This window comes from Microbacterium sp. STRO-1N, from assembly GCF_057748015.1.
The window spans coordinates 433,283-457,083 of the sequence record NZ_CM173234.1; the positions used below are offsets into that span (position 1 = coordinate 433,283).

A 23,801-nucleotide genomic window follows, 5' to 3' on the forward strand; every position below is an offset into this window, starting at 1 on the left:
TCTCGCGGGAACTCGCGTGGCACCTGCGAAATCCGTGTCGTTCTGCGAGATCCGAGTCGCTCGAGTCAGGTGCTCACCACGTCGCGGCGACGGAATCCCCAGAACGCGAGGGCCAGCAGGACAGCGCAGACCCCGGCGACACCCAGCACGCCCCACATCTCCACGTCGCCGGCGAACGCATCAGGCACCCAGTGGAACGGCGAGATCGCCTGCACCCACTCCGGGAGGTCGAACAGTGGCCCGAAGAAGTCGGCGATGAAGACGAATGCGAGCAGCGCCCAACCCAGACCGGTCGCGCGCGGCGCCCATCCGTAGAGCGCGGCCGGCACCGCGAGCAGTACCAGCACGCCGACGGCGTACGAGACGAACACCACGGTGAAATCGCCGACGTCGGGCTCGTCGATCCCCACCTGCGCCGCACCGGCCCACATCCCGTACACCGAGACGGCGAACACCGCGAGCGTGCCGATCGCGGCCATCGACAACTGCGCAGCCAGCCATCGCGAACGTCCGACCGGCCGTGAGAGCGCGATCTCCAGCCGACCGGACGACTCCTCCGCCTTGGGGCGCTGGGCCATCACCACCGCATAGGCGCCGGTGGCGAACGCCATGAACACGACCATCGCGCCGAGGAAGGACGTCGCGAACGCCGAGGGGTCCGATCCGAACAGCGCGGCCAGCACCGGGTTGTCGTCGACCAGGTCGGCGACCATGTCGTTGAGCGTCGACATCATGGTGCCGGCGCCGTACCACATGAGGCCCATCGCGAGCGCGGTCCAGATCATCGCTCCGCGCTGCTGCGTCCAGGCGAGCGCGAACGGCGAGCGCAGCATGCCGGAGGCATCCGCGCGGCCAGGGCGGTCGGCGACGAGCCCGGCGCCGAAGTCGCGCTGCCGAGCCAGTGCTGCCGCCACGATCAGCAGGACGACGGTCGCGAGGACGGGCAGCACCAGCGGCCACCACCGCAGATCGACGAAAGCGCGCATCTGCTGCGCCCACGCGATCGGCGAGAACCACGACAGCGTCGAACCGCCGACCTCCTGCAGGTCACCGGCCGCGCGTACGACGAACGCCATTGCGAAGATCATCAGCGAGACGCCGGTGGCCCCGCGCGAGTGCGCCGTGATCTGGGATGCCACCAGCGCGACCGCGCCGAACACCAGTGCGACCAGCACGCAGCCGAACATCATCGCGAACGCGTCCTCGACGGGCACGTCCTCGCCGACCAGGATCATTCCGCCCGCACTGAGCACCGCGATGACCAGCACGTGGACGGTGAGGGTCAGCAGTGCGGCGACGGCGGTGGTGTGCCGGCCGACATTGCTCGCACGAACCAGCTCGGAGGTGCCGTTCTCCTCTCCGGCGCGGGTGTGCCGCACCACGTGCAGGATGCTCATGATCGCCAGCGAAAGCACGAGCCAGGTGATGCCCTCGTTCGCCATCGCCACGGACGGCGTGTAGTCGTCCAGCCCGTATCCAGGGCCGCCCATCACGATGCCGCTGGGCGTCGACATCACGGCGGCGCGCGCGGCCAGTGCGGCCTCGTCGAACACGGTCGTCAGCGCGAACGTGAAGTACACCGCGAACAGCGTCATGGAGCCCGCCCACACGATCAGCCTCACCCGGTCGCGGCGCACGATGTGACGGCAGAGCTGCCCGAGACCGGCGAGCGGAGGATCGGCGTGCGTGCGGACCGAGCGTCGCGTCACCGTCGCGGTGCTCATCTTGCCGGCTCGCTCTCGGCGATCTCGTCGCCGTAGTGCCGCAGGAACAGATCCTCCAGCGACGGCGGCGTCGCGGTCAGCGATGTGACGCCGATGCGGGCGAGGCCAGCGAGCACGTCGCCGGACGCCGCGTCGTCGATGTCGAAGCTCATGCGCGTGCCGCCGTCGACGATCTCGACTTCCAGGCCGTGGACGCCGTCGTGCGCGTCGAGGCTGCCGTCGTACTGCGGAACCACGGCGACCACGCGCGACCGGGTGAGCCGGCGCAGGCTGCTCAGCGTACCCGACTCGACGGCGCGTCCGGCACGGATGATCGTGACGGTGTCGCACACCTTCTCGACCTCGCTGAGGATGTGACTGCTCAGCAGGATCGAGGTGCCCTGGGCCTTCAGCTCGCGCACGTGCTGCGTGAAGACGGCCTCCATCAGCGGGTCGAGCCCGCTCGTCGGCTCATCGAGGATGAACAGCTCGGCATCGCTCGCGAAGGCGGCGACGAGCGCGACCTTCTGCCGATTGCCCTTGGAGTACGTGCGCGCCTTCTTGGTGGGGTCCAGCTCGAAGCGGTCGAGCAGCTCGGCCTTGCGGCGCTGGTTCGGCTTGCCGCGCAGTCGCGACAGGTAGTCGATCGCCTCTCCGCCGGTGAGGTTCGGCCACAGCGCCACGTCCCCGGGGACGTAGGCCAACGGGCGGTGCAGCGACACCGGAGTCGCCCACGGATCGCCGCCGAACAAGCGGGCCGTCCCGGCATCCGCGCGCAGCAGACCCAGCAGCACGCGGATCGTGGTCGACTTCCCGGCGCCGTTGGGACCGAGGAAGCCGCGGACCTCGCCCGGGGCGACGGTCAGGTCGAGGCCATCCAGTGCCTTGACGGACCCGAACGACTTGTCGAGTCCTTGAATCTCGATGGTGTTCATGAAAGAAGTCCTCTGTGCAGACGTGCATGGGTACGGGATCGCTCGCCGTCGCTGCGGAGGAGCGCCGGCGCGCGAACGGTCGGCGGATCGGGCGCGCGAGGCGAGCGGCGACGAGTGGTGCGGCGCGCAATGCGACGAGCGATGCGACCGCGTCGTCAGCGTGGCGGATCCGGATCCTGGTTCGGGTTGTTCTCGCCCTTGTCCGAGCGCGGTCCGCCGCGGGCATCCAGCGCCTTCTTCGCGGCGACCAGAAGGCGATCATCCGTGTAGAGGCCGTGCGTGTACAGTTCGAGGACCGGAATCGTCGATCGCTCCAGCAGCGATGTCGTGAGGCCGCTTTCGCCGAACGTGCGCGCGAGATGGCGGCGCAGCACGATCGGTCCGAGACCGTACAGCGTGAGGTACGCCGTCGTGACGTCCAGGTCGTCCTGCTCGCGCATCATCCCCGCCGCGATCTGACTCTCGAGCGTCTGCCGAGTGCCGGCCAGGAATGCGTCGAAGAGGCGATCGGATGCCGAGGAGTCATCGACGAGCATGCGGGCGAGATAGTCCAACGTGGGACTGTAGTTCTCCGGTGCATCCAGCGCGTCGCGGATCACCTGCGCGGCATCCGGACCCATGAAGTCGTCGCGGTCCGCGAGGAGGGATGCCACGACGTGGGCATCGCAGGCGGCTCGGAGCCCATCCTTGCTGCCGAAGTGGTGCAGGATCAGGGCGGCGCTCACGGAGGCATCCTGTGCGATCGCGCGCAGGCTCGTGCCGGCGTACCCGTGCTGTCCGAAGCGCGCGACCGCGGCATCCCGGATGCGTGCCCGGGTGGTGAGGTCGTCGGATGCTGAACGCACATTCAGCATCCTAAACAAGTGTTCAGTGCGCCGCAAGAGGGGCATTCATAATCACCTGTGGCGATCGACTCCGGCGTCAGCCGCCGGAGCGCACGAGCCCCGTTTCGTAGGCGAGGATCACCAGCGCCGCGCGATCGCGGGCGTGCAGTCGACCGAGAAGCCGGCTGACGTACGTGCGCGTGGTCGCGGGACTGAGGAACAGATCGGCCGCGATCTCGTCGTTGGTCAGGCCCCGCCCCACGAGCGTGAGCACGTCGATCTCGCGCTCGGTGAGGCCGTCCAGCGGCGATCGGTCCGGCGCCCTGGTCGCGCCGGCTGCCGCGCGCATGACGGTCGCCGTGACCGCCGGCGAGAGCAGCGCCTCACCGGCGGCGACGATGCGGATCGCCGAGCGGAGGTCGTCCGGAGACACGTCCTTGAGCAGGTATCCGGATGCTCCGGCCCGCACTGCTTCATGCACGTGCTCGTCCTCGTCGAACGTCGTGAGGATCAGCACCCTGACACCGTCGAGCTCCGGATCGGAGACGATGGCCTTCGTGGCGGAGAGGCCGTCCATCACCGGCATCCTGATGTCCATGAGCACCACGTCCGGACGATGCTCGCGGACGCGGGACAGGCCGGCCCTCCCATCGGGTGCCTCGTCGACGACGACGATGTCCCCGTCACGCTCGGCGAGCGGACGCAGTCCTGCTCGAACCAGTTCCTGATCGTCCACGATCACCACGCGGATCGCGCTCATCCGAGGCCTTCCCCGTCGACGGGCAGTCGTGCCGAGACGACGAATCCGCCCGGCGCGGGATGAGCGGCCAGTGATCCGCCGAGCAGTTCCGCGCGTTCGCGCATGCCGCGGATGCCCGAACCCTCGCGGTGCGGGTTGTGCCCGGCGCTCCCGTCGTCGCTCACTTCCAGGCTCAGGATGCCGTCGACCACCCGCATCCGGACGCGCAGCGTCCTGGCGTCCGCGTGCCGGAGCACGTTCGTCACCGACTCCTGCACGATCCGATAGACCGTCGCGTCCACTGACGGCGACAGCGCGTCGGACGGGACGGCGATCTCCATGACGACGCGCAGGCCCGCGTCGCGGGCAACGGCCAGCAGATCGTCGGCCGAAGCGAGCCCGAGCACGGGTGCCGGTTCCGGCGTGCGGTCCGACCGCAGGATCTTCACCGTGCGGCGCAGCTCCCGCAGGGCATCCGACGTCGCCGCACGCACCTGGTCCAGGGCCATGGTGGATGCCGCGGCATCCGTCGCCTCCGCAGCGACCCCGGCGTGCAGCGCCGCGACCGACAGGGTGTGGCCGATCGTGTCGTGCAGGTCGCGGGCCATGCGCAGCCGCTCCTCCTGCAGACGTGCATCGGCGGCGTGCGCCTCTTCGGCGGCGGTGAGCTCGGCGATCAGCCGGCTGCGCTCGCGCGCCTCGCGTGTCAGCCGCACCGCCGTTCCCAGCGCGATCGCGGCGGCGGCGAGCGTGACCTCGGTCATGAACGTGTACCCGTTGAGCGCAGATGCCGGTTCGGTGCCATCCATGCGATACACCGATGCCACGGCGATGAGCACTGCTGCGCCGATGGCCGCCCACCACGGACGTCGCATCTCGGCCGCCGAGTACAGCGCGCCGACCGCCGGCAGCACCATGCCGATGGGCGGAAGGTCGAGCACGTAATACGCGAAGATGCCGAGAATCGTGACCGCCAGCACCGCGACCGGGAACCGGCGTCGCAGCAGCAGGATGAGACCGAAACCGGCCGCCGCCAGATAGCCTCCCCACGACAGGCGTCCGTCGGGGTCGGCGGCGATCACCACGGCGATCACCAGCGCGGCAGCGACGGCCAGCGCCGCGTCGCCGAGGCGCGCGTCGGGCGCTGTCGTGTCGGCGCGCGCGTGGGTCATGCCCCTAAGGATACGAACGGCCACCCGCCCGGCGCAGTCGTTCTCGCGCGACGTCGGATGTCGCCTGCAGGCGACATCGCCGGCAAGACCGGGCGATCGCGGGCGACGGGAGAAGACGATTCCGGGCCGATGTGCGTCGACGCGTCATCCACGAGCGTGGATGGCATGACGAACAACACTCCTACCGCACCTGTTCTGCCGTGGATGCTCATCCTCGGCCTCGCCTCGTTCTCGCTGCTCTGGCCGCTCACGACCCTGCTGGGCGTGGGCAACGGCGCACCGCGAGCACTGACCATTCTGGGTATCACCGCCACCGTGTGGATCGCCGTCGTCGGGCTCGGCCGCGTTCGCCGACCCGTGCTGACGTTGACGCTCACCGGTCTGGTCTACGGATTCATCGCCCTCGTGCTCGCCGGCGTCACGCCGGGCGGCGGCGGACCGTTCGGCGACACCACGACCTTGTGGGCGCTCATTCCAGCGCTGCTCATGAACGCCGCCGTCGGTGCGCTCGCCGGGCTCCTCGCGCTCGCCCTGCAGCGGCTGATCGGACCTCGGAGTCACGCCCGATGAGACGGCTAAGGGAAGGGCTGGCGCTGCTGATCGCGGTGTCCACGGCATCCGCGGCCGTGCTCACCGGCTGCGCGGGGATCTCGACGACGAGCGTCACCGAACGGGACTTCGAGACGGAGCTCGCGATTCCGCCGCTCGCGCCGTCGACCGTCGAGAGCGGCGTGCGGACCTTCCGGCTCGAGGCCCAGGAGGGCACGACGGCCTTCGCCGGCATCGGCGAACCGTCGACCACGTGGGGTTTCAACGGGTCCTTCCTCGGGCCGACCCTGCGCGCGGAGCGCGGCGAGCGGGTGGCCGTCGAGATCGGCAACCGCCTGCCCGAGCGCACGAGCGTCCACTGGCACGGCATGCACCTGCCGGCGGCTATGGACGGCGGCCCGCACCAGATGATCGAACAGGGGGCCACATGGCGCCCGACCTGGACGATCGACCAGCCGGCGGCGACACTCTGGTACCACCCGCATCCTCATGGCGAGACGGAGAAGCACGTCTACCTCGGCCTCGCCGGGATGTTCCTCCTCGACGACGACGCGAGCCTTGCCGCCGAGCTGCCGCAGGAGTACGGCGTCGACGATCTTCCGATCATCGTGCAGGACAAGGAGTTCGACGACCGCGGTCAGCTCCTGCTGCGCCAGGACGGCAGCGAACCCGGGATGCTGGGGGACACCGTCATGGTGAACGGCACGATCGGCGCGTACCACGAGGTCACGACCGAGCGCGTCCGGCTGCGGCTGCTCAACGGCTCGACGGCGCGGACCTACACGTTCGCCTTCGAGGATCGCCCGATGACCATGGTGGCGGGCGACGGCGGACTGCTCGATGCCCCCATCGAGCGGGACGCGCTGCGACTCGCCCCGGGCGAGCGCGCCGAGGTGGTCGTCGCGTTCGAGCCGGGCGAGACGGTGCGACTGCGCTCGGTCGTCACGGACCTCGGCGGAATCGTCGTGCCCATGACGTCCGGCGGCAATGATGAGTTCGACGTCATGGAGTTCCGCGCCGCAGAAGAACTCGCGCCCTCGCCCGAGCCGTCCTGGCCGGTGGCCGCGGATGCCGCAGCGGACGCGCTGGACGAATCGGCCGCATCCGTCACTCGGGAGTTCACGCTGAACACGCGAGAGATCAACGGCGAGGAGATGGACGTGTCCCGCATCGACGAGGTCGCCTACGTCGGGGACACCGAGATCTGGGACGTGCGCAGCACCCAGCCGATCCCGCACAGCTTCCACATCCACGACGTGCAGTTCCGGGTGCTGTCGATCGACGGCGGTGATCCGCCCGCCGAACTCGCCGGGCGCAAGGACACGATCTATCTGCAGCCGAACACGGAGTACCGGCTTCTGCTGCGCTTCGACGACTACGCCGATCCTGCGATGCCGTACATGTACCACTGCCACATGCTGCTGCACGAGGACGAGGGGATGATGGGGCAGTTCGTCGTCATCGAGCGCGGACAGGACGATCAGGTTCGGGCGCCGGATCACGAAGGGCATGCGGCGCCCGAGCCGGACTCAGCCGGTGGCCACGCCGGTCACTGAGCGGCATCGGCCGCTGCCGCGGCCTCCTCCGCCTTGCGGTAGCGGCGATTGCGCAGCCCGAGCACGATGGCGGCCAGCAGGGCCGCGATGACGGATGCCGAGAGCACCGCCACCTTGCCGTGGTCGTAGTGCGCGCTGCCCTCGCCGAAGCTGAGCTCCACGATGAGCAGGGAGACCGTGAACCCGATGCCGGCGAGCACGCCGACGCCGGCGATGTCGATCCACCGCAGCGACGGATCGAGATTGATGCGCCGGATGCGGGTGATGAGCCATGTGGCGGCGGTGATGCCGATCGGCTTGCCCAGGACGAGACCGATGACCACGCCGATCAGCACCGGATCCCTGAGTGCCGATGCGAACCCTTCGGGCCCGCCGATCGCGACGCCGGCCGAGAAGAACGCGAACACCGGCACGGCGAATCCGGCGGACAGCGGGCGGAAACGGTGTTCGAAGATCTCGGCCAGGCCGGGGCCGGCGTCCTCGGAGCGGTCGGCCTTCTTGTGCAGCACCGGGATCGTGAAGCCGAGCAGGACGCCGGCGATCGTCGCATGGATGCCGGAGGCGTGCATCAGCGCCCACGCGAGGAAGCCGAGCGGCAGCAGGATCAGCCAGGCGGCGCCTGGACGCACGTGGAACAGCTGGCGGAAGCGCTGTGCGATCGCGCCGTAGATCACGATCGTGAGGAGCGCGAGCAGCAGCGGCCCGTACTCGATCGACTCGGTGTAGAAGATCGCGATGATGCCGATTGCGATGAGGTCGTCGACGACGGCGAGCGTCAGCAGGAAGATCCGCAGGGCGCTCGGCAGATGCGAGCCGATGATCGCGAGCACCGCGACCGCGAAGGCGATGTCCGTCGCGGTCGGAATCGCCCAGCCCTGCGCCTCGGTGGTGGAGACTCCGACGACCGAGACGTACAGGACCGCGGGAACCGCGACTCCTCCGACGGCGGCGACGATCGGCACGATCGCCGTGCTGGGGGAGCGCAGGTCGCCGGCGACGAACTCGCGCTTGAGCTCGAGGCCGACGAGGAAGAAGAAGATCGCCAGCAGTCCGTCGGCCGCCCACGCGCCCAACGACAGCTTCAGATGCCACGGCTCGTAGCCGATCTCGAAGTCGCGGATCGCGAAGTAGGAATCCGCCCACGGGGAATTCGCCCAGATCAGTGCGATCGCGGCGAAGGCGACCAGCAGGATGCCGCCGACGGTCTCCTTGCGGAGGATCTCGGTGATGCGGCGCGATTCCGCGCGGGATGCCGAGGGGAAGATGTTGCGGAGGCGAGCGGGCGTGCGCGACATGGGCGCCTTTCGGGTCGAGAACGGGCCGTCGACCAGACTTCCCGACACTCCGCGGACCAGTCTACCCGGGGCGGTGCGCTCAGCGCAGTTGTGCGAAGCGCTCGACCTCTCGGGTCGGACCGACCACCAGGACGACGTCGCCGGCGCCGAGGACGGTGTCGGCCTGCGCGTTGCGCCAGTCGCCGTCCGCGCTGCGGTACGCGGCGATCGTGACGCCGTGCGTGTTGCGGACGGCGCCCTCGGTGAGCGTGATGCCGTGCAGGAAATGCGGGGCGACGGTCTTGACGACCGCGTAGCCCTTGTCGATCTCGAGATAGTCGGCCGCGGCGCCGCGGACGAGGTGCGCGACGCGGCGTCCCATGTCCTTCTCGGGATAGACGACCTTGTGCACGCCGAGCTGCTCGAGCACCGCGCCGTGCTGCTCGTCGACCGCCTTCGCCCAGATCACCGGCACGTTCAGCTGCAGCAGCAGGGATGCCGTGAGGATCGACGCGGTGATGTCGCTGCCGATCGCGACGACGACCCGGTCGAAGTCCCCGATCGCGAGCTGCTCCAGCACGTCCAATCGGGTCGAGTCGGCACGCACCACCTGGGTCAGGGCGCCGTTGAGCGACTGCACGACGGACTCGTCGGCATCCACGCCGAGGACGTCCGTGCCGGAGTCCATCAGCTCGAGGGCGAGAGACGTGCCGAAGCGGCCGAGGCCGATGACGGCCACGGAGTCCGCCTCGGCGATGCGGCGGGCATCCTGTCCGAAGGAGAGAAACCTGGTCATGTGCGATCCTTTCGAGTCCGCGCGCCGGCGTCAGCCGATCGCGGGACGTTCCTTGGGAAGCTCGTAGGCGGTCGCCCGCTCTCGCAGGGCGAGGGCGGAGCCGAGGGTCAGCGGGCCGATCCGGCCGAGGAACATGAGCGCCACGAGAATGAGCTGTCCGGCGACGGGGAGACCCGCAGTGATGCCCGTGGACATCCCGACGGTGCCGAACGCGGAGACGACCTCGAACAGCACCTGATCGAGATCGAGGTCGGTGATCGCGAGGATCGCGATGACCCCTGCCATGATGGCGCCGATCGCCACGATGACGACGGTGATCGCCTCGCGGTGGACGGCGCGCGAGAGCCGCTTGCCGAACACGTTCACGGCCGTGCCGCCGCGGAGTTCGGTGAGGACGATGAAGAAGAGCACGGCGAAGGTCGTGACCTTGATGCCGCCGGCCGTGCCGGCAGGTCCGCCGCCGATGAACATCAGCACGTCCGTGCCGAGCCAGGTCTCGTCGTACATCTGCGCGACGTCGAGCGAGTTGAAGCCGGCGGTGCGGGCCTGGACGGCGTGGAAGAAGGCGGCCAGGATCCGGGATGCCGGGTCGAGACCGCCGAGGGTCGCGGGGTTGTCCCATTCCATGACCACGACGTACACCGTGCCGAGCACCAGCAGGGTGATCGTCGCCCACAGCACGATGCGGGTGTTCATCGTCCAGTGCAGCGGACGGCGGAGCTCCTTGCGCAGCTGTCGCAGCACAGGGAAGCCGAGGCCTCCGAGGATGATGGCCGCGCAGATGGGGAGGCAGATCCACGGGTCGGACACGAACCCCATCAGGCTGTCGGTGTACAGGGCGAACCCGGCGTTGTTGAACGACGAGACGGCGTGGAAGACGGCGTGCCAGATCGCCTTGCCCAGGTCGTACTCGTATGCCGTGAGGAAGCGGACGAACAGCAGCGCCGCGACGATGAGCTCGATCGTCAGGGTCGTCAGCAGGATGCCGGTGGCGACGCGCTTGACGTCCCCGCTGCTGGTCGTCTTCGTCTCCGTTCCGGCGATGACCCGCGAGCGAACAGACAACTTGCGCGCCAGCGCGAGGCCGATGAGCGACGCGAACAGCATGATGCCGAGCCCGCCGAGCTGGATGAGCAGCAGAATCACGACCTTGCCGAATCCGCTCCAATACGTCGCGGTGTCGACGGTGATGAGGCCAGTGACGCACACGGCCGAGGTCGAGGTGAACAGCGCGTCGACGAATCCCGTCCAGGTGCCCTTCGCCGAGGAGATCGGCAGCATCAGCAGCAGGGTGCCGACGGCGATCGCCATGCCGAAGCCGGTCGCGATCGCCTGCGCAGGGGCGAGGTGCCGCAGCTTCCGCGGGTGAGGGCGCTGAGGGATGCCGGTGTGAACCACAAGAGGGCACACTACGCGATCCTAACGGCCCCGATCGGCGTCCTAACGGGATCCATACGGGGCGATCAGCGCCCTGCGGTCACACCAGGCCGGCGACCAGCGCTTCGATGCGTCCGCGGATCTCGTCGCGGATCGGACGCACCGATTCGATGCCCTGACCGGCCGGGTCGTCGAGCTTCCAGTCCTCGTAGCGCTTGCCGGGGAAGATCGGGCACGCGTCGCCGCATCCCATCGTGATCACGACATCCGACGCCTGCACGGCCTCGGTGGTGAGGACCTTGGGAGCCTCGGCGGTGATATCGATGCCGAGCTCGGCCATGGCCTCGACCGCGATCGGGTTGATCTGGTCGGCCGGCATGGATCCGGCCGAGCGCACCTCGACGCGGTCGCCGGCGATGTCGCGCAGGAACCCGGCGGCCATCTGGGAGCGTCCGGCGTTGTGCACGCAGACGAAGAGGACGGAGGGTTTGGGGGTGGTTTCGGTCATCATTTCTCCTGATCGAAGGGGGCTGGGTCAGTCTGCGAGGTCGTCGACGAGGGCGCGCACCCGGTCCGCGATGTCGTCGCGGATGGCGGCGACGCCTTCAGCCGAGGCGAGCGCCGGATCCCCGACGGCCCAGTCGTCGTAGCGGACGCCCGGGATGATCGGGCAGACGTCGCCGCATCCCATCGTGATGACGACGTCCGCTGCGCGGACGGCATCGTCGGTGAGCGGCTTGGGGAAGCGCTCAGCGGCGCTCTCGCCCTCGATCTCCGCGAGGATCGAGCGCACGTGCGGGTGGATGACGTCCGCGGGGCTGGACCCTGCGGAGCGCGCGACCACCTTTCCGCCGGCCATCTGATTCACCAGCGCTGCGGCGAGCTGCGACCGCCCGGCATTGGCTACGCACACGAACAGCACCTGCGGCACCGACGTATCGCGGTCGCGGGTGAGGTCAGCCAGACGCTGACGAGCGAAGCGCTCGGTCAGCGGGACGAGTGCGGAGTGCACTCGGGCGGTGCGGGCGAGCGACGTGTACGACTCGCGGACGATCGTGAGGACGACGTTCGGATCGAGGTCCGGGACCTCGACGGAGAGCTCGTTCGCCAGGCGCGTGATCCGCGCGTCGAAATCGGGACGGCCGGCATCCTCATCGGCGTCGCTCCAGGGCGCCACGGTCGCGGGAGCGAACGAGTCCAGAAGAGCGGTGACCGCACCGCGGCGGTTCGGGTTGATCCGGTACCAGACCCAGGTGCCGCGGCGCTCCGACGTCAGCACGTCGACGTCCTTGAGCACCTTGAGGTGATGCGACACGGTCGGCTGCGAGACCTCGGCGAGTTCGGCGAGATCGCACACGCACGATTCGCCGCGGGGATCGGAGGCGATGGCCGACAGCATCCGCAGCCGCAGCGGATCCGACAGGGCCTTCAGCGTGGAGGCGACGGATGCCGCGGCATCCGCACCGATGGCATGGGTGGCGACCGGGCTGCAGGTGTCCTCGACGGTCAGCGCGACGTTCATGACGGCATCCTCTCTGCGGTGTACGGATCGGTGTGGAACCAGCGCCGCGCCGTCCAGAGCGAGACGTAGACGAGTCCGACGAGCACAGGCACCTCGATGAGGGGGCCGACGACGCCCGCCAGCGCTTCACCCGACGTCGCACCGAACGTGCCGATCGCGACGGCGATCGCGAGCTCGAAGTTGTTGCCCGCGGCGGTGAACGCCAGTGTCGTGGAGCGCGCATAGCCGAGACCGAGCGCCCTGCCGGTCAGGAGCCCGGCGAACCACATGATCGCGAAGTAGGCCAGCAGCGGCACCGCGATGCGCACGACATCCCACGGGTGCTGCGCGATCTGGTCTCCCTGCAGTGCGAACAGCAGCACGATCGTGAACAGCAGACCGTACAGCGCCCACGGTCCGACGCCGGGGAGAAAGGCCTCCTCGTACCATTCGCGACCCTTGCGGCGCTCGCCGAGGTAGCGCGAGGCGAATCCCGCGACCAGAGGGATGCCGAGGAAGATCAGCACGTTGAGGGCGATCTGCCAGACCGAGATCTCGAGCCCCTGGGTATCCAGGCCCAGCCAGCCGGGAAGGACCGTGAGGTAGAACCAGCCGAGCAGCGAGAAAGCGATCACCTGGAAGACGGAGTTGATCGCGACGAGCACCGCCGCGGCCTCCCGGTCGCCGCACGCGAGGTCGTTCCAGATGACGACCATGGCGATGCAGCGTGCGAGTCCGACGATGATGAGCCCGGTGCGGTACTCGGGCAGGTCTGGCAGGAACGTCCACGCGAGCGTGAACATCAGCGCTGGTCCGACGAACCAGTTCAGCACCAGCGACGAGATCAGGAGCCTCTTGTCGCCGGTGACGCCGGCGACCTTGTCGTAGCGGACCTTCGCGAGCACCGGATACATCATCACGAGCAGCCCGATGGCGATCGGGATCGAGATCCCGCCGACCTCGAGGGCGGCCAGCAGGCCGGAGAGTCCAGGGACGAAACGGGCCAGCAGGAGGCCGGCGACCATAGCCAGGCCGATCCAGAGCGGCAGCCAGCGGTCGAGCGTCGACAGCTTTCTGGTCGCTGGTGCGGCGGGTACGGTGGTGGTCACGCGGGCCTCCTGTATCGATCTGCTTCTATATTGACAGATCTCGATACAGATGGCCAGCGCGGATCAGGACAGCATACCCAGCAGGGGGCGCCCCTCGGTCTGCAGCGATGGGGCCGGTGCGGCACAGCATCCGCCATCGCCGAAGTCGCCGGCGCCGCCGCACACGCCCGTTTCGGGAAGGACGAGCTCGCTGCGGGCGGCCGCCTCGTGGTCGCCAGCGAGGTGCGCCGCGATGCTGCGCACCTGCTCGTATCCCGTCAGCGCGAGGAAGGTCGGCGCGCGTCCGTAGGACTTCACGCCGGTGATGAAGAAGCCCTGCTCCGGTTGCGCGAGTTCGCGTGCGCCGGTCGCCGAGACGGATCCGCAGGAGTGGATGTTGGGGTCGATCTCGGAGGCGATTCCCGCGACGGCTTCCAGCGCGGGGTCGAGATCGATGCGCAGTTCCCGCAGTATCTGCGTGTCGGGGCGGAACCCGGTGAGCGCGAACACGTGCGACACCTCTGCGACCTCGCGCCCGTCCTCGGCGGCGATCGTCAGGTCGTTGCCGACAGCGCGGAACGCGGCGACGCGGAATCCGGTGACCAGGTTCACAAGGCCCTCGTCGATCATCTTGCGGGCGCGGGAGCCGAGTGCCGCGCGCTCCGGAAGCTCATCGGCGGCTCCGCCACCGAAGACGTTCGTCGCGCTGCCGCGGCGCAGCAGCCAGGTGACCCGCGTTCCCGGCGACCGTCGGGCCAGTTCGCCCAGCCGGAGCACGGCGTGGGCCGCGGAGTGGCCGGCGCCGACGACGACCGCGTGCGAGCCGGCGAACTCGGACACGTCGTCGGGGATGCGGTACGAGATCCGCTCGGATGCCGCCGCCTCACCGAGTGCGGGGAAGCCATCGGCGCCAGCGGGATTCGGGAGGCCCCACGTGCCGCTCGCGTCGATCACGGCGCGGGCGCTCAGCCGGCTCTCGCTGCCGTCGGCGTGACGGAGGTGCACGACGAACGGCTGACTCCGGCGACCGCCGTCGACGACCTTGTCGCGACCCTGACGCGAGATTCCGGTCACGGTCGTGCCGTAGGTGATGCGATCGCCGAGGGCATCGGCGAGCGGTGCGAGGTACTCGCTCACCCACTCGGCGCCGGTCGGATAGCCCGAGGTCGGTGCGCTCCAACCGGTCGCTTCGAGCAGGCGTCGTGCCGCGGCATCCGTCAGCTCTGGCCATGCCGAGAACAGGCGGACGTGACCCCACTCGGAGACGGCGGCGGCCGGCGTGCTCCCGCGTTCGATGACCGTGACGGGGATGCCTCGCTCGGTCAGGTGTGCGGCGGCGGCGAGACCCTGCGGGCCTGCTCCGACGATGGCGACGGGCAACTCGGACATCACATCTCCTCGGATCGAGAAACGTCAATATGAAGACTGTTGCGCACCTATCGAAGAATGTCAATACGTGGCAGACTGGGGGCATGGCGCTCCCCGTGACGATCGAAGCCCGCACCTGCTGCATGCCGCGCGTCGCCGATGTGCTGTCCGTGGACGAGGCGACGGAGGTCGCTCGGGTCTTCAAGGCGTTGGGCGACCCGACGCGGGTGCGCCTGCTGTCGCTGATCGCCGCGGGCGACGGCGGCGAGGCGTGCATCTGCGATCTGATCGAGCCCGTCGGCCTGTCGCAGGGGACGGTCTCGCACCACATGAAGCTGCTCGCCGACGCCGGCCTCGTGACCAGGGAGCAACGCGGCCGATGGGCCTACTTTCGGCTCGTTCAGCCCGCACTGGATGCCGCGGCCGACGCGCTGCGCGCCTGAGCCGCGCCTCCTCAGCGCCGCTTCACCGGCAGATCGATCGGGCCGGTCACCGAGAGCTCGTCCTCCCAGCACTGGATGCCGGTGACCTCCGGCATCCTGGCTCTGGTGAAGACGGGATCCAGGCCCGCCTTTCGCTGCTGCGAGTAGTCCTTCAAGAGTTTGAAGGCGACGCCCGAGAGCAGAGCGATGGCCACCAGGTTGATCAGTGCCATGATGCCCATGATCCCGTCGGCCGTGTTCCAGATGAGATCGGCCGACGCGATCGAGCCGAGGAACACGACCGCGACGACGACGAAGCGGAACGTGGTCAGCACTGCCGGTTTCGTGTTGAGGAACTCGATGTTCGCCTCGCCGTAGTAGTAGTTGCCGAGGATCGAGCTGAACGCCAGCAGGAAGACGATCACGCTCAGAAGCACGTTCGACCAGGGGCCGAGCGCGCTGACCAGGGCGTTCTGCGTCAGCGAGATGCCCTGCTCGGCGTTCATGAGATCCGGTGTCGACACGAGGACGATGAAGGCCGTGATGGAGCAGACGAGGAACGTGTCGAAGTAGACCCCGAGCGTCTGCACCAGGCCCTGCTTGACCGGGTGTGTGACGGCGGCGGTCGCTCCCGCGTTTGGGGCCGAGCCGAGGCCAGCCTCGTTCGAGAACATGCCGCGCTTCGCACCCACCATGATGATGGCGCCGATCGTACCGCCGGCGACCTCTTCAGTGCCCCAGGCCTGAGTGTAGATCGATGCGAACACTGCGGGCAGCTGATCGATGTGGATCCCGACGATCACGAGCCCGAGGATCAGGTAGAGCAGTGCCATCGCCGGGACGACGGCCTGCGACACGGAAGCGATCCGCCGAACACCGCCGAACACGACGAGCCCGGTCAGGATCGCGAGCACTCCACCGACCACCCAGGGGATCCATCCCACTTCGCCGCCGAAGCTGCCGGACAGCGTGGCGCTGATGGTGTTCGCCTGCAGGGAATTGAACGCGAGCGGGAAGCACAGGATCAGCACGATCGCGAACAGGATGCCCATCCACCGCGCCTTCAGACCGTGCTGCATGTAGTACGCCGGTCCGCCGCGGAAGCCGTCCTTGTCGCGCACTTTGTACGCCTGCCCGAGGGTCGACTCGATGAAGCTCGAGGCGCCGCCGATGAACGCCATGGTCCACATCCAGAACACCGCACCGGGGCCGCCGATCGCGATCGCCGTGCCGACTCCGGCGATGTTGCCGACGCCGACGCGCGACGCGGCGGAGATCGTGAACGCCTGGAAGGCCGAGACCGACTGCGGCTCGCCGTTCTCATCGCGCGGCGTCTTGTTCGTCAGCGTGCGGAACATCTCGGGGATCATCCGGAACTGCACGACCCCGGAGCGCAGTGTGAAGTAGGCGCCGAGGACGACGAGCAGGGGGAGGATGATCCACTCCCACAGCCGATTGCCGTTAGTGAGCACGAAATCGTTGAGCGCGTCCATCGGCCCAGTATGGCGGTCCGGGTGCCGCAGTGACCAGAGCCCGTGCCGGAGCCGCGGATGTCGAGGCGAACGCCGCGCGTCAGATCCGAGCGGTCGTCCCCCGGACGATCAGCTCGTACGGCAGTTCGCCATGGGATGCCGCGGGGGCGGCGTCCTCGAGCTTGGCGAGCACGGCGGAGGCCGCGAGCTCGCCCTGGCCGATCGGGAACTGATCGACGGTCGTCAGACGGAAGAACTCGCCGAGCTCGTGACCGTCGATGCCGACGATCGAGAGGTCTCCCGGCACGCGGAAGCCCAGGTCACGGGCGGCCAGAAGGGCTCCGATCGCCATCTCGTCGGATGCCGCGAACACCGCCGTCGGGCGAGGACCGGGGCGTCCGAGCAGCTGCTTGGCGGCGCGGTACCCGCCCTCGACCGTGAAGTCGGCGGGCTCCAGGTAGGCCGGGTTCAGGGGGATTCCGGCATCCGCCAGTGCCTTCTCGAACCCCTGCCGACGCTGGGTCGGGATGTGGAAGTCGAGGTCGAACTCTGGGTTGGCGCCGATGTGCGCGATGTCGGTGTGCCCGAGGCTCAGCAGGTGCCGGGTGGCGAGCTCCGCGACCGCGACGTCATCGACCGTGAGCGTGTCCAGACGAGGGTTGGGCCCGCCGATCGCGATGACGGGCAGGCCGAGGGCGAGCAGCTGGCTGGTCTCATCTTCGTCGAGCTCGATCGAGACGGCGATGATCGCGTCGACGCGCTGGCGGCGCAGCGCGGTCGCGAAGACCTCTCGGCGCACGTCGCGGTCGGCGGTGATGTTGTAGAGCGTGATGTCGTACCCGTGCCGCATGAGGGCGCTGGAGACGCCCGACAGCACGGTGCTGAAGAACCAGCGGTCCAGGAACGGCACCACTACCCCGACGTTGCGGGTGCGCCCCGAGGCCAGCGACGACGCGCGCGACGACACGACGTACCCGAGCTTGTTCGCCGCCGACAGCACGCGCTCGCGCGATGCGGCGGAGACGTGGCCGCGGCCGCTCAGTGCGCGCGAGACCGTGGCCGTGGAGACTCCGGCCAGCTTGGCGACCTCATCGATGCTCGTCATCGTGCATTCTCTCGTTCTGTGTCGCGAGACCTGCCCTGCAGGGGGAGACGGACGTCGTATGAGTACGTCTCACCCCGCAGGCGAAGTCTCACGGGTGGTTCTGGCGCAGTCCGGTCAGGGCGCGGTGTACCAGGCGGCGGTGTCGGCTGGGAGGGCAGCGCCCGTGAATGGCTGGCTTCGCACCAGGAACTTCGCATTCGCCGGGAGTTCGACCGGAGCAGTGCCGAGGTTCGCCGCGACGTGGATGTCACCGCGTCGGAACGCCACGGCATCCGCCCCGAGATCCTCCCAGACCAGCGTTCCCGAACCCAGGTCGTGCTCGCGGCGCAGGCGCAGCAGCTGCTTGTACAACGCGAGCGTCGACGTCGGGTCGTTCTCCTCGGTGGAGCGGGCGTACGCGGCCCACTCTGCGGGCTGCGGGAGCCACGACGCACCGGTGTCGTTGAAGCCGAATGCGGGCGCGCCGGCCTCCCACGGCAGCGGCACGCGGCATCCATCGCGGCCGTAGCGCTTGCCCTCGGTGCGGAACCAGGTGGGGTCCTGACGGAACTCGTCGGGGATCTCCATGGCCTCCGGCAGGCCGAGCTCCTCGCCCTGGTACAGGTACGACGAGCCGGGCAGCGACAGCATGAGCGTGGTCGCCGCGCGACCGCGGGCGAGGCCGATCGCGGTGTCCGGCTTGTTCGGGGTCAGCGGGCCGATGCCCTCGCCCTGCGGGTTGTCATCCGTGAACGCGAGGCGGGTCGCATGGCGGACGACGTCGTGGTTCGAGAGCACCCAGGTGCTCGGGGCGCCGACCTTGCCGAACTCCTCGAGGGACTCTCGGATCACGGAGCCGAGCTGCTCGGCATCCCACGGGGTCATCAGGTACGGGAAGTTGAAGGTCTGGTGCATCTCGTCCGGGCGGACCCAGAGCGCCGTCTTCTTCAGCGTCGGCAGCCATGCCTCGCCGCACAGTGCGCGGTCGCCGTCGTACTCCGCGAGGACCTGGTGCCAGTCGCGATAGATGTCGTGGACCTCGTCCTGACCCCAGTACGGCACGTTGTCCTCGCCGCCGCCCATCGAGTCGGCGTCGGGCACGGGTGCGTAATCCGGAAGCCCGGCCTGCTTGGCCATGCCGTGCGCGACGTCAACGCGGAAGCCGTCGACGCCGCGGTCCAGCCAGAAGCGCAGGATGGAGCGGAACTCCTCCTTGACCTCTTCATTGGTCCAGTCGAAGTCCGGCTGGGTGGGGTCGAAGATGTGCAGGTACCACTGGCCGGGCGTGCCGTCCGGCTCGGTGATGCGCTCCCACATGCCGCCGCCGAAGACGCTCTCCCAGTTGTTCGGGGGCAGTTCGCCGTTCTCGCCCCGGCCGTCGCGGAAGACGTAGCGGGCGCGCTCCGGGCTTCCTGGGGCGGCCTTGAGCGCCGCCTGGAACCAGGCGTGCTGGTCGGACGAGTGGTTGGGGACGAGGTCGACGATGACCCGGATGCCGCGGGCGTGCGCCTCGGCGAGCATGGTGTCGAAGTCAGCGAGCGTGCCGAAGATCGGATCCACGTCGCGGTAGTCGGCGACGTCGTACCCGGCATCCTTCTGCGGGGACGTCATGAACGGGCTCAGCCAGATGGCGTCGATGCCGAGTTCCTTGAGCGACTCCAGACGGCTCGTGATGCCGGGGAGATCGCCGATGCCGTCACCGGAGGCGTCCGCGAAGGACCGCGGGTAGATCTGATAGATCACGGCGCTGCGCCACCACTCGGCACCGGGTGCGGCGGACTGTTCAAGCTGAGTCATGCGATGAGCCTACTGCAAGCGCTTACAGTTTCGCGAGCGTCGACGGCGACGCCGGATGATCAGGCGCCGCGGACGATGTTGATGGGAGGCTCGCCCGCCAGCATACGCTCGATCTGCGTGCGCACGACCCGGGCGATGCGCGGGTGCATGGCGTCGGAGGATCCGCCGACGTGCGGCGCGATCAGGATGCCGGGCAGGCTCCACAGCGGGTGGCCGTCCGGGAGCGGCTCCGGGTCGACGACGTCGATCGCCGCGCGGATGCGCCCGCGGGTCGCGTGATCCACCAGTGCGTCGGTGTCGACGAGCGCGCCACGGCCGACGTTCACGACGAGCGCGCCGTCCGGCAGGGCGGACAGTGCGGCGTCGTCGATGAGGTGGCGTGTCTCGGGGGTGTAGGGGAGTCCGAGGATGACGATCTCGGCCTGCGGCAGCAGCGCGGGCAGTTCGTCGATCGCGTGCACGTCGACCGAGCCGAGGCGGTCGTGTTCGACCGTGCGTGCGCTCCGAGCCACGACCGTCAAGTCCACCTCGAAGCCGACCAGACGCTCGGCGACCGCCTGGCCGACGCCGCCGAAGCCGATCAGCAGCACGCGGCGGTCGGCGAGACCGGGCGACCACAGCCGCTCCCAGGCGCCGCGGTCCTGCGAGCGGACGAAATCGGGGATGTGCCGCTGCGCGGCGAGCGCGAGCGCGAGCGCCTGCTCGCCGGTCGCCGTCTCGTGCACAGTCGCGGCGTTCGCGAAGCGCACGCCCGCCGGGATCCTGTCGATGACGCTCTCGTAGCCGATCATCTGTCCCTGCAGCAGGTCGACGTCGACGCCGTCCAACGTCTTGAGGGCCTCAGCCGTGTCCATGTACGGCGGCACGACGATGTCGAGACGCTCGCGCGGGGCCGGTGACTGCATGTCCCACACCAGGACCTCGACCCCATCGGGAAGAGGGCCGACGTCGGACGCGAGACGGGCGGTGGGAACGGTGACGACGAGACTCACCCCTCGAGCCTATCCTCGGGGCACCGACCCGGAGTAGCGTCGGGGTCACGCTTCGACGTGAGGATGCCGCCATGATTCCCGAGATCAACTACTGGGCCGTGCTGCTGGCGACGGTGTCGAGCATGATCGTCGGCGCGATCTGGTACTCGCCGCGCGTGTTCGGCAACCGCTGGGCGAAGCTCGCACACGTCGACCTGGACAATCCGTCGCGGGGTCCGCTGTGGCCGATGGTCACGACCGTGCTCGTGAGCTTCGGCACCGCCTGGGTGCTGGCCGGCGCAGCCGCGATCGCCTGGCACTTCTACCAGGGGTCGTTCTTCTCGGCGACGTTCGTGACCGCGATCATGCTGTGGGGCGGCTTCACCGGCGCGCGGTTCATCACGCACGACGCGTTCGAGGGGCGTTCGACGCAGCTCACGACGCTCAACATCGCTCACGAGCTGGTGACGATCGCCGTGATGGCGGTCATCATCGGAGTGTGGCCGCCTGAGCTCTGATCCCTCGACGAGGTTCTACGCGGCGACGCGCGCGACCGCGGCGATAGCGCTGGTGAAGAAGTCCAGCCCGTCGACGCCGCTGCGCATCGCGGTGGCGGTGTCGGGCCCGAACCCGGGCTCTGTGGCGTGCTCGGGGTGCGGCATGAGGCCGACGACGTTCCCGGCCTCGTTCGTGACACCGGCGATGTCGCGCAGCGACCCGTTCGGGTTCACACCCGCGTAGCGGAAGGCGACGAGACCCTCGCCCTCGAGGCGATCCAGGGTCTCCTCCGAGGCGATGTAACCGCCTTCGCCGTTCTTCAGCGGGATGACGATCTCCTGGCCCGTGCGGAATGCATTGGTCCAGGCGGTGTCGGAGTTCTCGACGGTCAGCTTCTGGTCGCGCCGGACGAAGTGCTGGTGGTCGTTGCGGATCAGTCCGCCGGGCAGCAGGTGCGCCTCGACGAGCATCTGGAAGCCGTTGCAGATGCCGAGCACGGGGAGGCCCTTCGCCGCGGCATCCTTGACCTCCGTCATGATCGGCGACAGCGCGGCGATCGCGCCCGATCGCAGGTAGTCGCCATAGCTGAAGCCGCCGGGGAGCACGAGCGCATCCACGCCTTCGAGGTCGTGCGAGCCGTGCCAGAGCGCGACCGGTTCGGCGCCGGCGAGGCGCACCGCGCGCTGCGCGTCGCGGTCGTCCAGTGAACCGGGGAAGGTGATGACTCCGATCCGGATGCTCATTCGACGACCTCGATGCCGACGACGTCCTCGATCACGGAGTTGGAGAGCACGTCCTCGGCCACGCGCTTGGCCTCGGCGAGCAGTTCGTCCGTGACCTCGCCCTCGACCGTGAGCTCGAAGCGCTTGCCGATGCGGACATCGCTGAAGCCCTCGACGCCGATGCGCGCGAACGCGCCGGAGACGGCCTTCCCCTGCGGGTCGAGCAGTTCGGACTTGGGCATGACGTCGACGACGATGGTGGGCATTCGAGGCTCCGGAAGTCGCGGGAAGGCGGGCACGGCCAGTCTACTGGCCTTCCCGCGGTCCGAACGGCGCCCGAGTCCGCAGCGGTGTCACCACTGCGGATGGATGTCTGCGCGCAGCAGCCTGTCGTACACGTCCCGCACGGCGGCGTCGAAGTCCGCGATGAGGGCGGCATCCTCCAGCAGAGCCGTGGCCTCCGCATTGCTGGACGCCTGAGTCGTGCTGCGCGCTCCGGGGATGACGGACGTCGCACCCGGCCGGCTGGCGATCCAGGCAAGGGATGCCGCGGCGAGCGGCACGCCATCCGGCAGCGCCTCGGCGAGCTCGCGGGCGGCGCGCAGTCCGGTCTCGTAGTCGACACCCGAGAACGTCTCTCCGCGGTCGAACGCCTCGCCCTGCCGGTTGTACGAGCGGTGATCATCGGCCGCGAAGCTCGTCGTGCGGGTGTAGCGGCCGCTGAGGAGTCCTGAGGCGAGCGGGACGCGGGCGAAGATCGCGACCCCGGCCTCGGCGGCGGCCGGCAGCACCTCGTCGAGCGGCTTCAGGCGGAACGGATTGAGGATGATCTGCACGTTCGTCACGTTCGGCCGTGCGATCGCGGCGAGGGCCTGCTCGCAGGTCTCGACCGAGACGCCGTATGCGGCGATCGCCTGCTCGTCGACGAGCCGGTCGAGGTCGTCGTAGGTGCGGTCGGCGGTGATCACGTCGGTGGGAGGGCAGTGCAGCTGCACGAGGTCGAGGGCGTCGACGCCGAGATTCCGTCTGCTGCGCGCGGTCCACGCGCGGAAGTTCTCGAGCGTGTAGTTCTCGGCGACCTGGTCGACGCGACGGCCCATCTTCGTGGCGACCGTGATCCCGTGGTCGGGCCGAGCGGCGAGGAAGCGCCCGATGAGCGACTCGCTGCGTCCGTCGCCGTACACATCGGCGGTGTCGAACAGAGTCACGCCGTGCGCGACGGATGTCTCGAGCACCGCGAGCGCGTCGTTCTCATCGACCGCGCCCCAGTCCGCGCCGAGCTGCCAGGTTCCGAGGCCGATCGCCGAGACGTCACGGCCGGTTCGTCCGAGTGCGCGTTGCTGCATGGTCCCCACGCTACCGGCCGCTCGCCGGCGGTGCTCAGGCGTGGAAGACGGTGTGCAGGTCGCCGATCGCATCGCGGCCTCCGAGACCGTCGATCTCGAACAGCACAGAGATGCCGGCGACGTGGCTGCCGAGACGCTCGACCAGCTGGCGGCCGGCCGCGAGGGTGCCTCCGGTGGCGAGCACATCATCGATCAGCAGCACGCGGGATCCGGCGGGCAGATCGTCGTGCATCTCGATCGTGGCGGTTCCGTACTCCAGGGCGTAGTCGACGGATGCCGCTGGTCGGGGCAGCTTGCCCGCCTTGCGGATCGGGATCAGTCCGACCCCTGCGGCGATCGCCGCGGCCCCGGCCAGGATGAACCCGCGTGCCTCGATGCCGGCGACGACGTCGAACTGTCCGGCGAATGGCTCGAGGATCGCGTCCGTGGTGGCGCGTAGCGCCTCGGCATCTGCCAGCAGCGGAGTGATGTCGCGGAAGACGATCCCGGGCTCCGGATAGTCCGGGATGCTGCGGATCAGCGACGCGGCGCGGGTGAGGGCGGGGGAGAGTTCGGTGGCGGGCACCGATCAAGGCTATCCCGGGTCGGGCTTGACAGGCGTGGGAGC

24 protein-coding genes are annotated in these 23,801 nt (G+C 69.1%); 4 read left to right on the forward strand and 20 right to left on the reverse strand.

The features are described from left to right. Nucleotides 1-65: 65 nt before the first annotated feature. The 5 genes from AC3ANJ_RS02165 to AC3ANJ_RS02185 form a co-directional block, all read right to left on the reverse strand. A complete protein-coding gene (locus AC3ANJ_RS02165) occupies nt 66-1,724 on the reverse strand; it encodes an ABC transporter permease (RefSeq protein ID WP_488318029.1) in 1,659 nt (552 codons plus the stop codon). Beyond that, nucleotides 1,721-2,638 carry an ABC transporter ATP-binding protein gene (locus tag AC3ANJ_RS02170; RefSeq protein ID WP_488318030.1) on the reverse strand — a complete coding sequence of 306 codons (918 nt, stop codon included), beginning with the start codon at nt 2,636-2,638 and terminating at the stop codon, nt 1,721-1,723. The genes AC3ANJ_RS02165 and AC3ANJ_RS02170 overlap by 4 nt, the downstream gene beginning before the upstream one ends. A 155-nt stretch (nt 2,639-2,793) precedes the next feature. Beyond that, a complete protein-coding gene (locus tag AC3ANJ_RS02175) occupies nt 2,794-3,492 on the reverse strand; it encodes a TetR/AcrR family transcriptional regulator (RefSeq protein WP_488318031.1) in 699 nt (232 codons plus the stop codon). Between the two features lie 67 nt (nt 3,493-3,559). After that, the gene (locus AC3ANJ_RS02180; RefSeq protein ID WP_488318032.1) at nt 3,560-4,222 is read right to left on the reverse strand and encodes a response regulator; all 663 of its coding nucleotides are present in this window, start codon (nt 4,220-4,222) and stop codon (nt 3,560-3,562) included. After that, complete coding sequence (locus AC3ANJ_RS02185) at nt 4,219-5,373, reverse strand: sensor histidine kinase (RefSeq protein ID WP_488318033.1); 1,155 nt, start codon at nt 5,371-5,373, stop codon at nt 4,219-4,221. Before AC3ANJ_RS02185 ends, AC3ANJ_RS02180 begins: the two co-directional genes overlap by 4 nt. A gap of 165 nt (nt 5,374-5,538) precedes the next feature. Between AC3ANJ_RS02185 and AC3ANJ_RS02190 the strand changes: the two genes are divergently transcribed. After that, nucleotides 5,539-5,943, forward strand: coding sequence for a hypothetical protein (locus AC3ANJ_RS02190; RefSeq protein ID WP_488318034.1), 405 nt, complete (start codon nt 5,539-5,541; stop codon nt 5,941-5,943). Continuing rightward, nucleotides 5,940-7,478, forward strand: a complete 1,539-nt coding sequence (locus AC3ANJ_RS02195; protein ID WP_488318035.1) for a multicopper oxidase family protein — start codon at nt 5,940-5,942, stop codon at nt 7,476-7,478. Before AC3ANJ_RS02190 ends, AC3ANJ_RS02195 begins: the two co-directional genes overlap by 4 nt. Here the strand turns inward: AC3ANJ_RS02195 and nhaA are convergent. The 7 genes from nhaA to AC3ANJ_RS02230 form a co-directional block, all read right to left on the reverse strand. Then, nucleotides 7,472-8,773, reverse strand: coding sequence for a Na+/H+ antiporter NhaA (nhaA, locus tag AC3ANJ_RS02200; protein WP_488318036.1), 1,302 nt, complete (start codon nt 8,771-8,773; stop codon nt 7,472-7,474). The genes AC3ANJ_RS02195 and nhaA overlap by 7 nt on opposite strands. A 79-nt stretch (nt 8,774-8,852) precedes the next feature. Beyond that, complete coding sequence (locus AC3ANJ_RS02205; protein WP_406247233.1) at nt 8,853-9,548, reverse strand: potassium channel family protein; 696 nt, start codon at nt 9,546-9,548, stop codon at nt 8,853-8,855. A 30-nt stretch (nt 9,549-9,578) separates the two neighbouring features. After that, nucleotides 9,579-10,859, reverse strand: coding sequence for a TrkH family potassium uptake protein (locus tag AC3ANJ_RS02210; protein ID WP_488319211.1), 1,281 nt, complete (start codon nt 10,857-10,859; stop codon nt 9,579-9,581). Nucleotides 10,860-11,025: 166 nt separating this feature from the next. Then, entirely contained in the window at nt 11,026-11,433 is a 408-nt protein-coding gene (locus AC3ANJ_RS02215; RefSeq protein WP_488318037.1) for an arsenate reductase ArsC, read from the reverse strand. A gap of 27 nt (nt 11,434-11,460) precedes the next feature. Continuing rightward, nucleotides 11,461-12,447 carry a metalloregulator ArsR/SmtB family transcription factor gene (locus tag AC3ANJ_RS02220; protein WP_488318038.1) on the reverse strand — a complete coding sequence of 329 codons (987 nt, stop codon included), beginning with the start codon at nt 12,445-12,447 and terminating at the stop codon, nt 11,461-11,463. Further along, nucleotides 12,444-13,451, reverse strand: a complete 1,008-nt coding sequence (gene arsB, locus AC3ANJ_RS02225; RefSeq protein ID WP_488319212.1) for an ACR3 family arsenite efflux transporter — start codon at nt 13,449-13,451, stop codon at nt 12,444-12,446. Before arsB ends, AC3ANJ_RS02220 begins: the two co-directional genes overlap by 4 nt. Before the next feature lie 147 nt (nt 13,452-13,598). Then, entirely contained in the window at nt 13,599-14,903 is a 1,305-nt protein-coding gene (locus AC3ANJ_RS02230; RefSeq protein WP_488318039.1) for an FAD-dependent oxidoreductase, read from the reverse strand. Nucleotides 14,904-14,986: 83 nt separating this feature from the next. On the opposite strand from AC3ANJ_RS02230, the gene AC3ANJ_RS02235 reads away from it, so the two are divergent. Then, nucleotides 14,987-15,325 carry an ArsR/SmtB family transcription factor gene (locus AC3ANJ_RS02235; protein WP_460798326.1) on the forward strand — a complete coding sequence of 113 codons (339 nt, stop codon included), beginning with the start codon at nt 14,987-14,989 and terminating at the stop codon, nt 15,323-15,325. Nucleotides 15,326-15,336: 11 nt separating this feature from the next. Here AC3ANJ_RS02235 and AC3ANJ_RS02240 read toward each other — a convergent pair whose 3' ends face one another. From AC3ANJ_RS02240 to AC3ANJ_RS02255, 4 genes are all read right to left on the reverse strand, one after another. Then, complete coding sequence (locus AC3ANJ_RS02240; RefSeq protein WP_488318040.1) at nt 15,337-16,797, reverse strand: alanine/glycine:cation symporter family protein; 1,461 nt, start codon at nt 16,795-16,797, stop codon at nt 15,337-15,339. A gap of 79 nt (nt 16,798-16,876) precedes the next feature. Further along, the gene (locus AC3ANJ_RS02245; RefSeq protein WP_488318041.1) at nt 16,877-17,881 is read right to left on the reverse strand and encodes a LacI family DNA-binding transcriptional regulator; all 1,005 of its coding nucleotides are present in this window, start codon (nt 17,879-17,881) and stop codon (nt 16,877-16,879) included. A 114-nt stretch (nt 17,882-17,995) separates the two neighbouring features. After that, nucleotides 17,996-19,657: a glycoside hydrolase family 13 protein gene (locus AC3ANJ_RS02250; RefSeq protein WP_488318042.1), complete on the reverse strand. Its 1,662-nt coding sequence runs from the start codon at nt 19,655-19,657 to the stop codon at nt 17,996-17,998. 59 nt (nt 19,658-19,716) lie between these two features. After that, nucleotides 19,717-20,649 carry a 2-hydroxyacid dehydrogenase gene (locus tag AC3ANJ_RS02255; RefSeq protein WP_488318043.1) on the reverse strand — a complete coding sequence of 311 codons (933 nt, stop codon included), beginning with the start codon at nt 20,647-20,649 and terminating at the stop codon, nt 19,717-19,719. A gap of 71 nt (nt 20,650-20,720) precedes the next feature. Here AC3ANJ_RS02255 and AC3ANJ_RS02260 point away from each other — a divergent pair, with 71 nt between their 5' ends. Continuing rightward, nucleotides 20,721-21,146 carry a DUF1761 domain-containing protein gene (locus AC3ANJ_RS02260; RefSeq protein ID WP_488318044.1) on the forward strand — a complete coding sequence of 142 codons (426 nt, stop codon included), beginning with the start codon at nt 20,721-20,723 and terminating at the stop codon, nt 21,144-21,146. A 15-nt stretch (nt 21,147-21,161) separates the two neighbouring features. Here AC3ANJ_RS02260 and purQ read toward each other — a convergent pair whose 3' ends face one another. The 4 genes from purQ to AC3ANJ_RS02280 form a co-directional block, all read right to left on the reverse strand. Continuing rightward, nucleotides 21,162-21,863: a phosphoribosylformylglycinamidine synthase subunit PurQ gene (gene purQ, locus AC3ANJ_RS02265; RefSeq protein WP_488319213.1), complete on the reverse strand. Its 702-nt coding sequence runs from the start codon at nt 21,861-21,863 to the stop codon at nt 21,162-21,164. Between the two features lie 2 nt (nt 21,864-21,865). Next, nucleotides 21,866-22,114 carry a phosphoribosylformylglycinamidine synthase subunit PurS gene (gene purS / locus AC3ANJ_RS02270; RefSeq protein ID WP_406247213.1) on the reverse strand — a complete coding sequence of 83 codons (249 nt, stop codon included), beginning with the start codon at nt 22,112-22,114 and terminating at the stop codon, nt 21,866-21,868. 87 nt (nt 22,115-22,201) lie between these two features. Continuing rightward, nucleotides 22,202-23,194, reverse strand: a complete 993-nt coding sequence (locus tag AC3ANJ_RS02275; protein WP_488318045.1) for an aldo/keto reductase — start codon at nt 23,192-23,194, stop codon at nt 22,202-22,204. Between the two features lie 34 nt (nt 23,195-23,228). Then, nucleotides 23,229-23,759, reverse strand: a complete 531-nt coding sequence (locus AC3ANJ_RS02280; RefSeq protein WP_406247209.1) for an adenine phosphoribosyltransferase — start codon at nt 23,757-23,759, stop codon at nt 23,229-23,231. Nucleotides 23,760-23,801 lie beyond the last annotated feature (42 nt).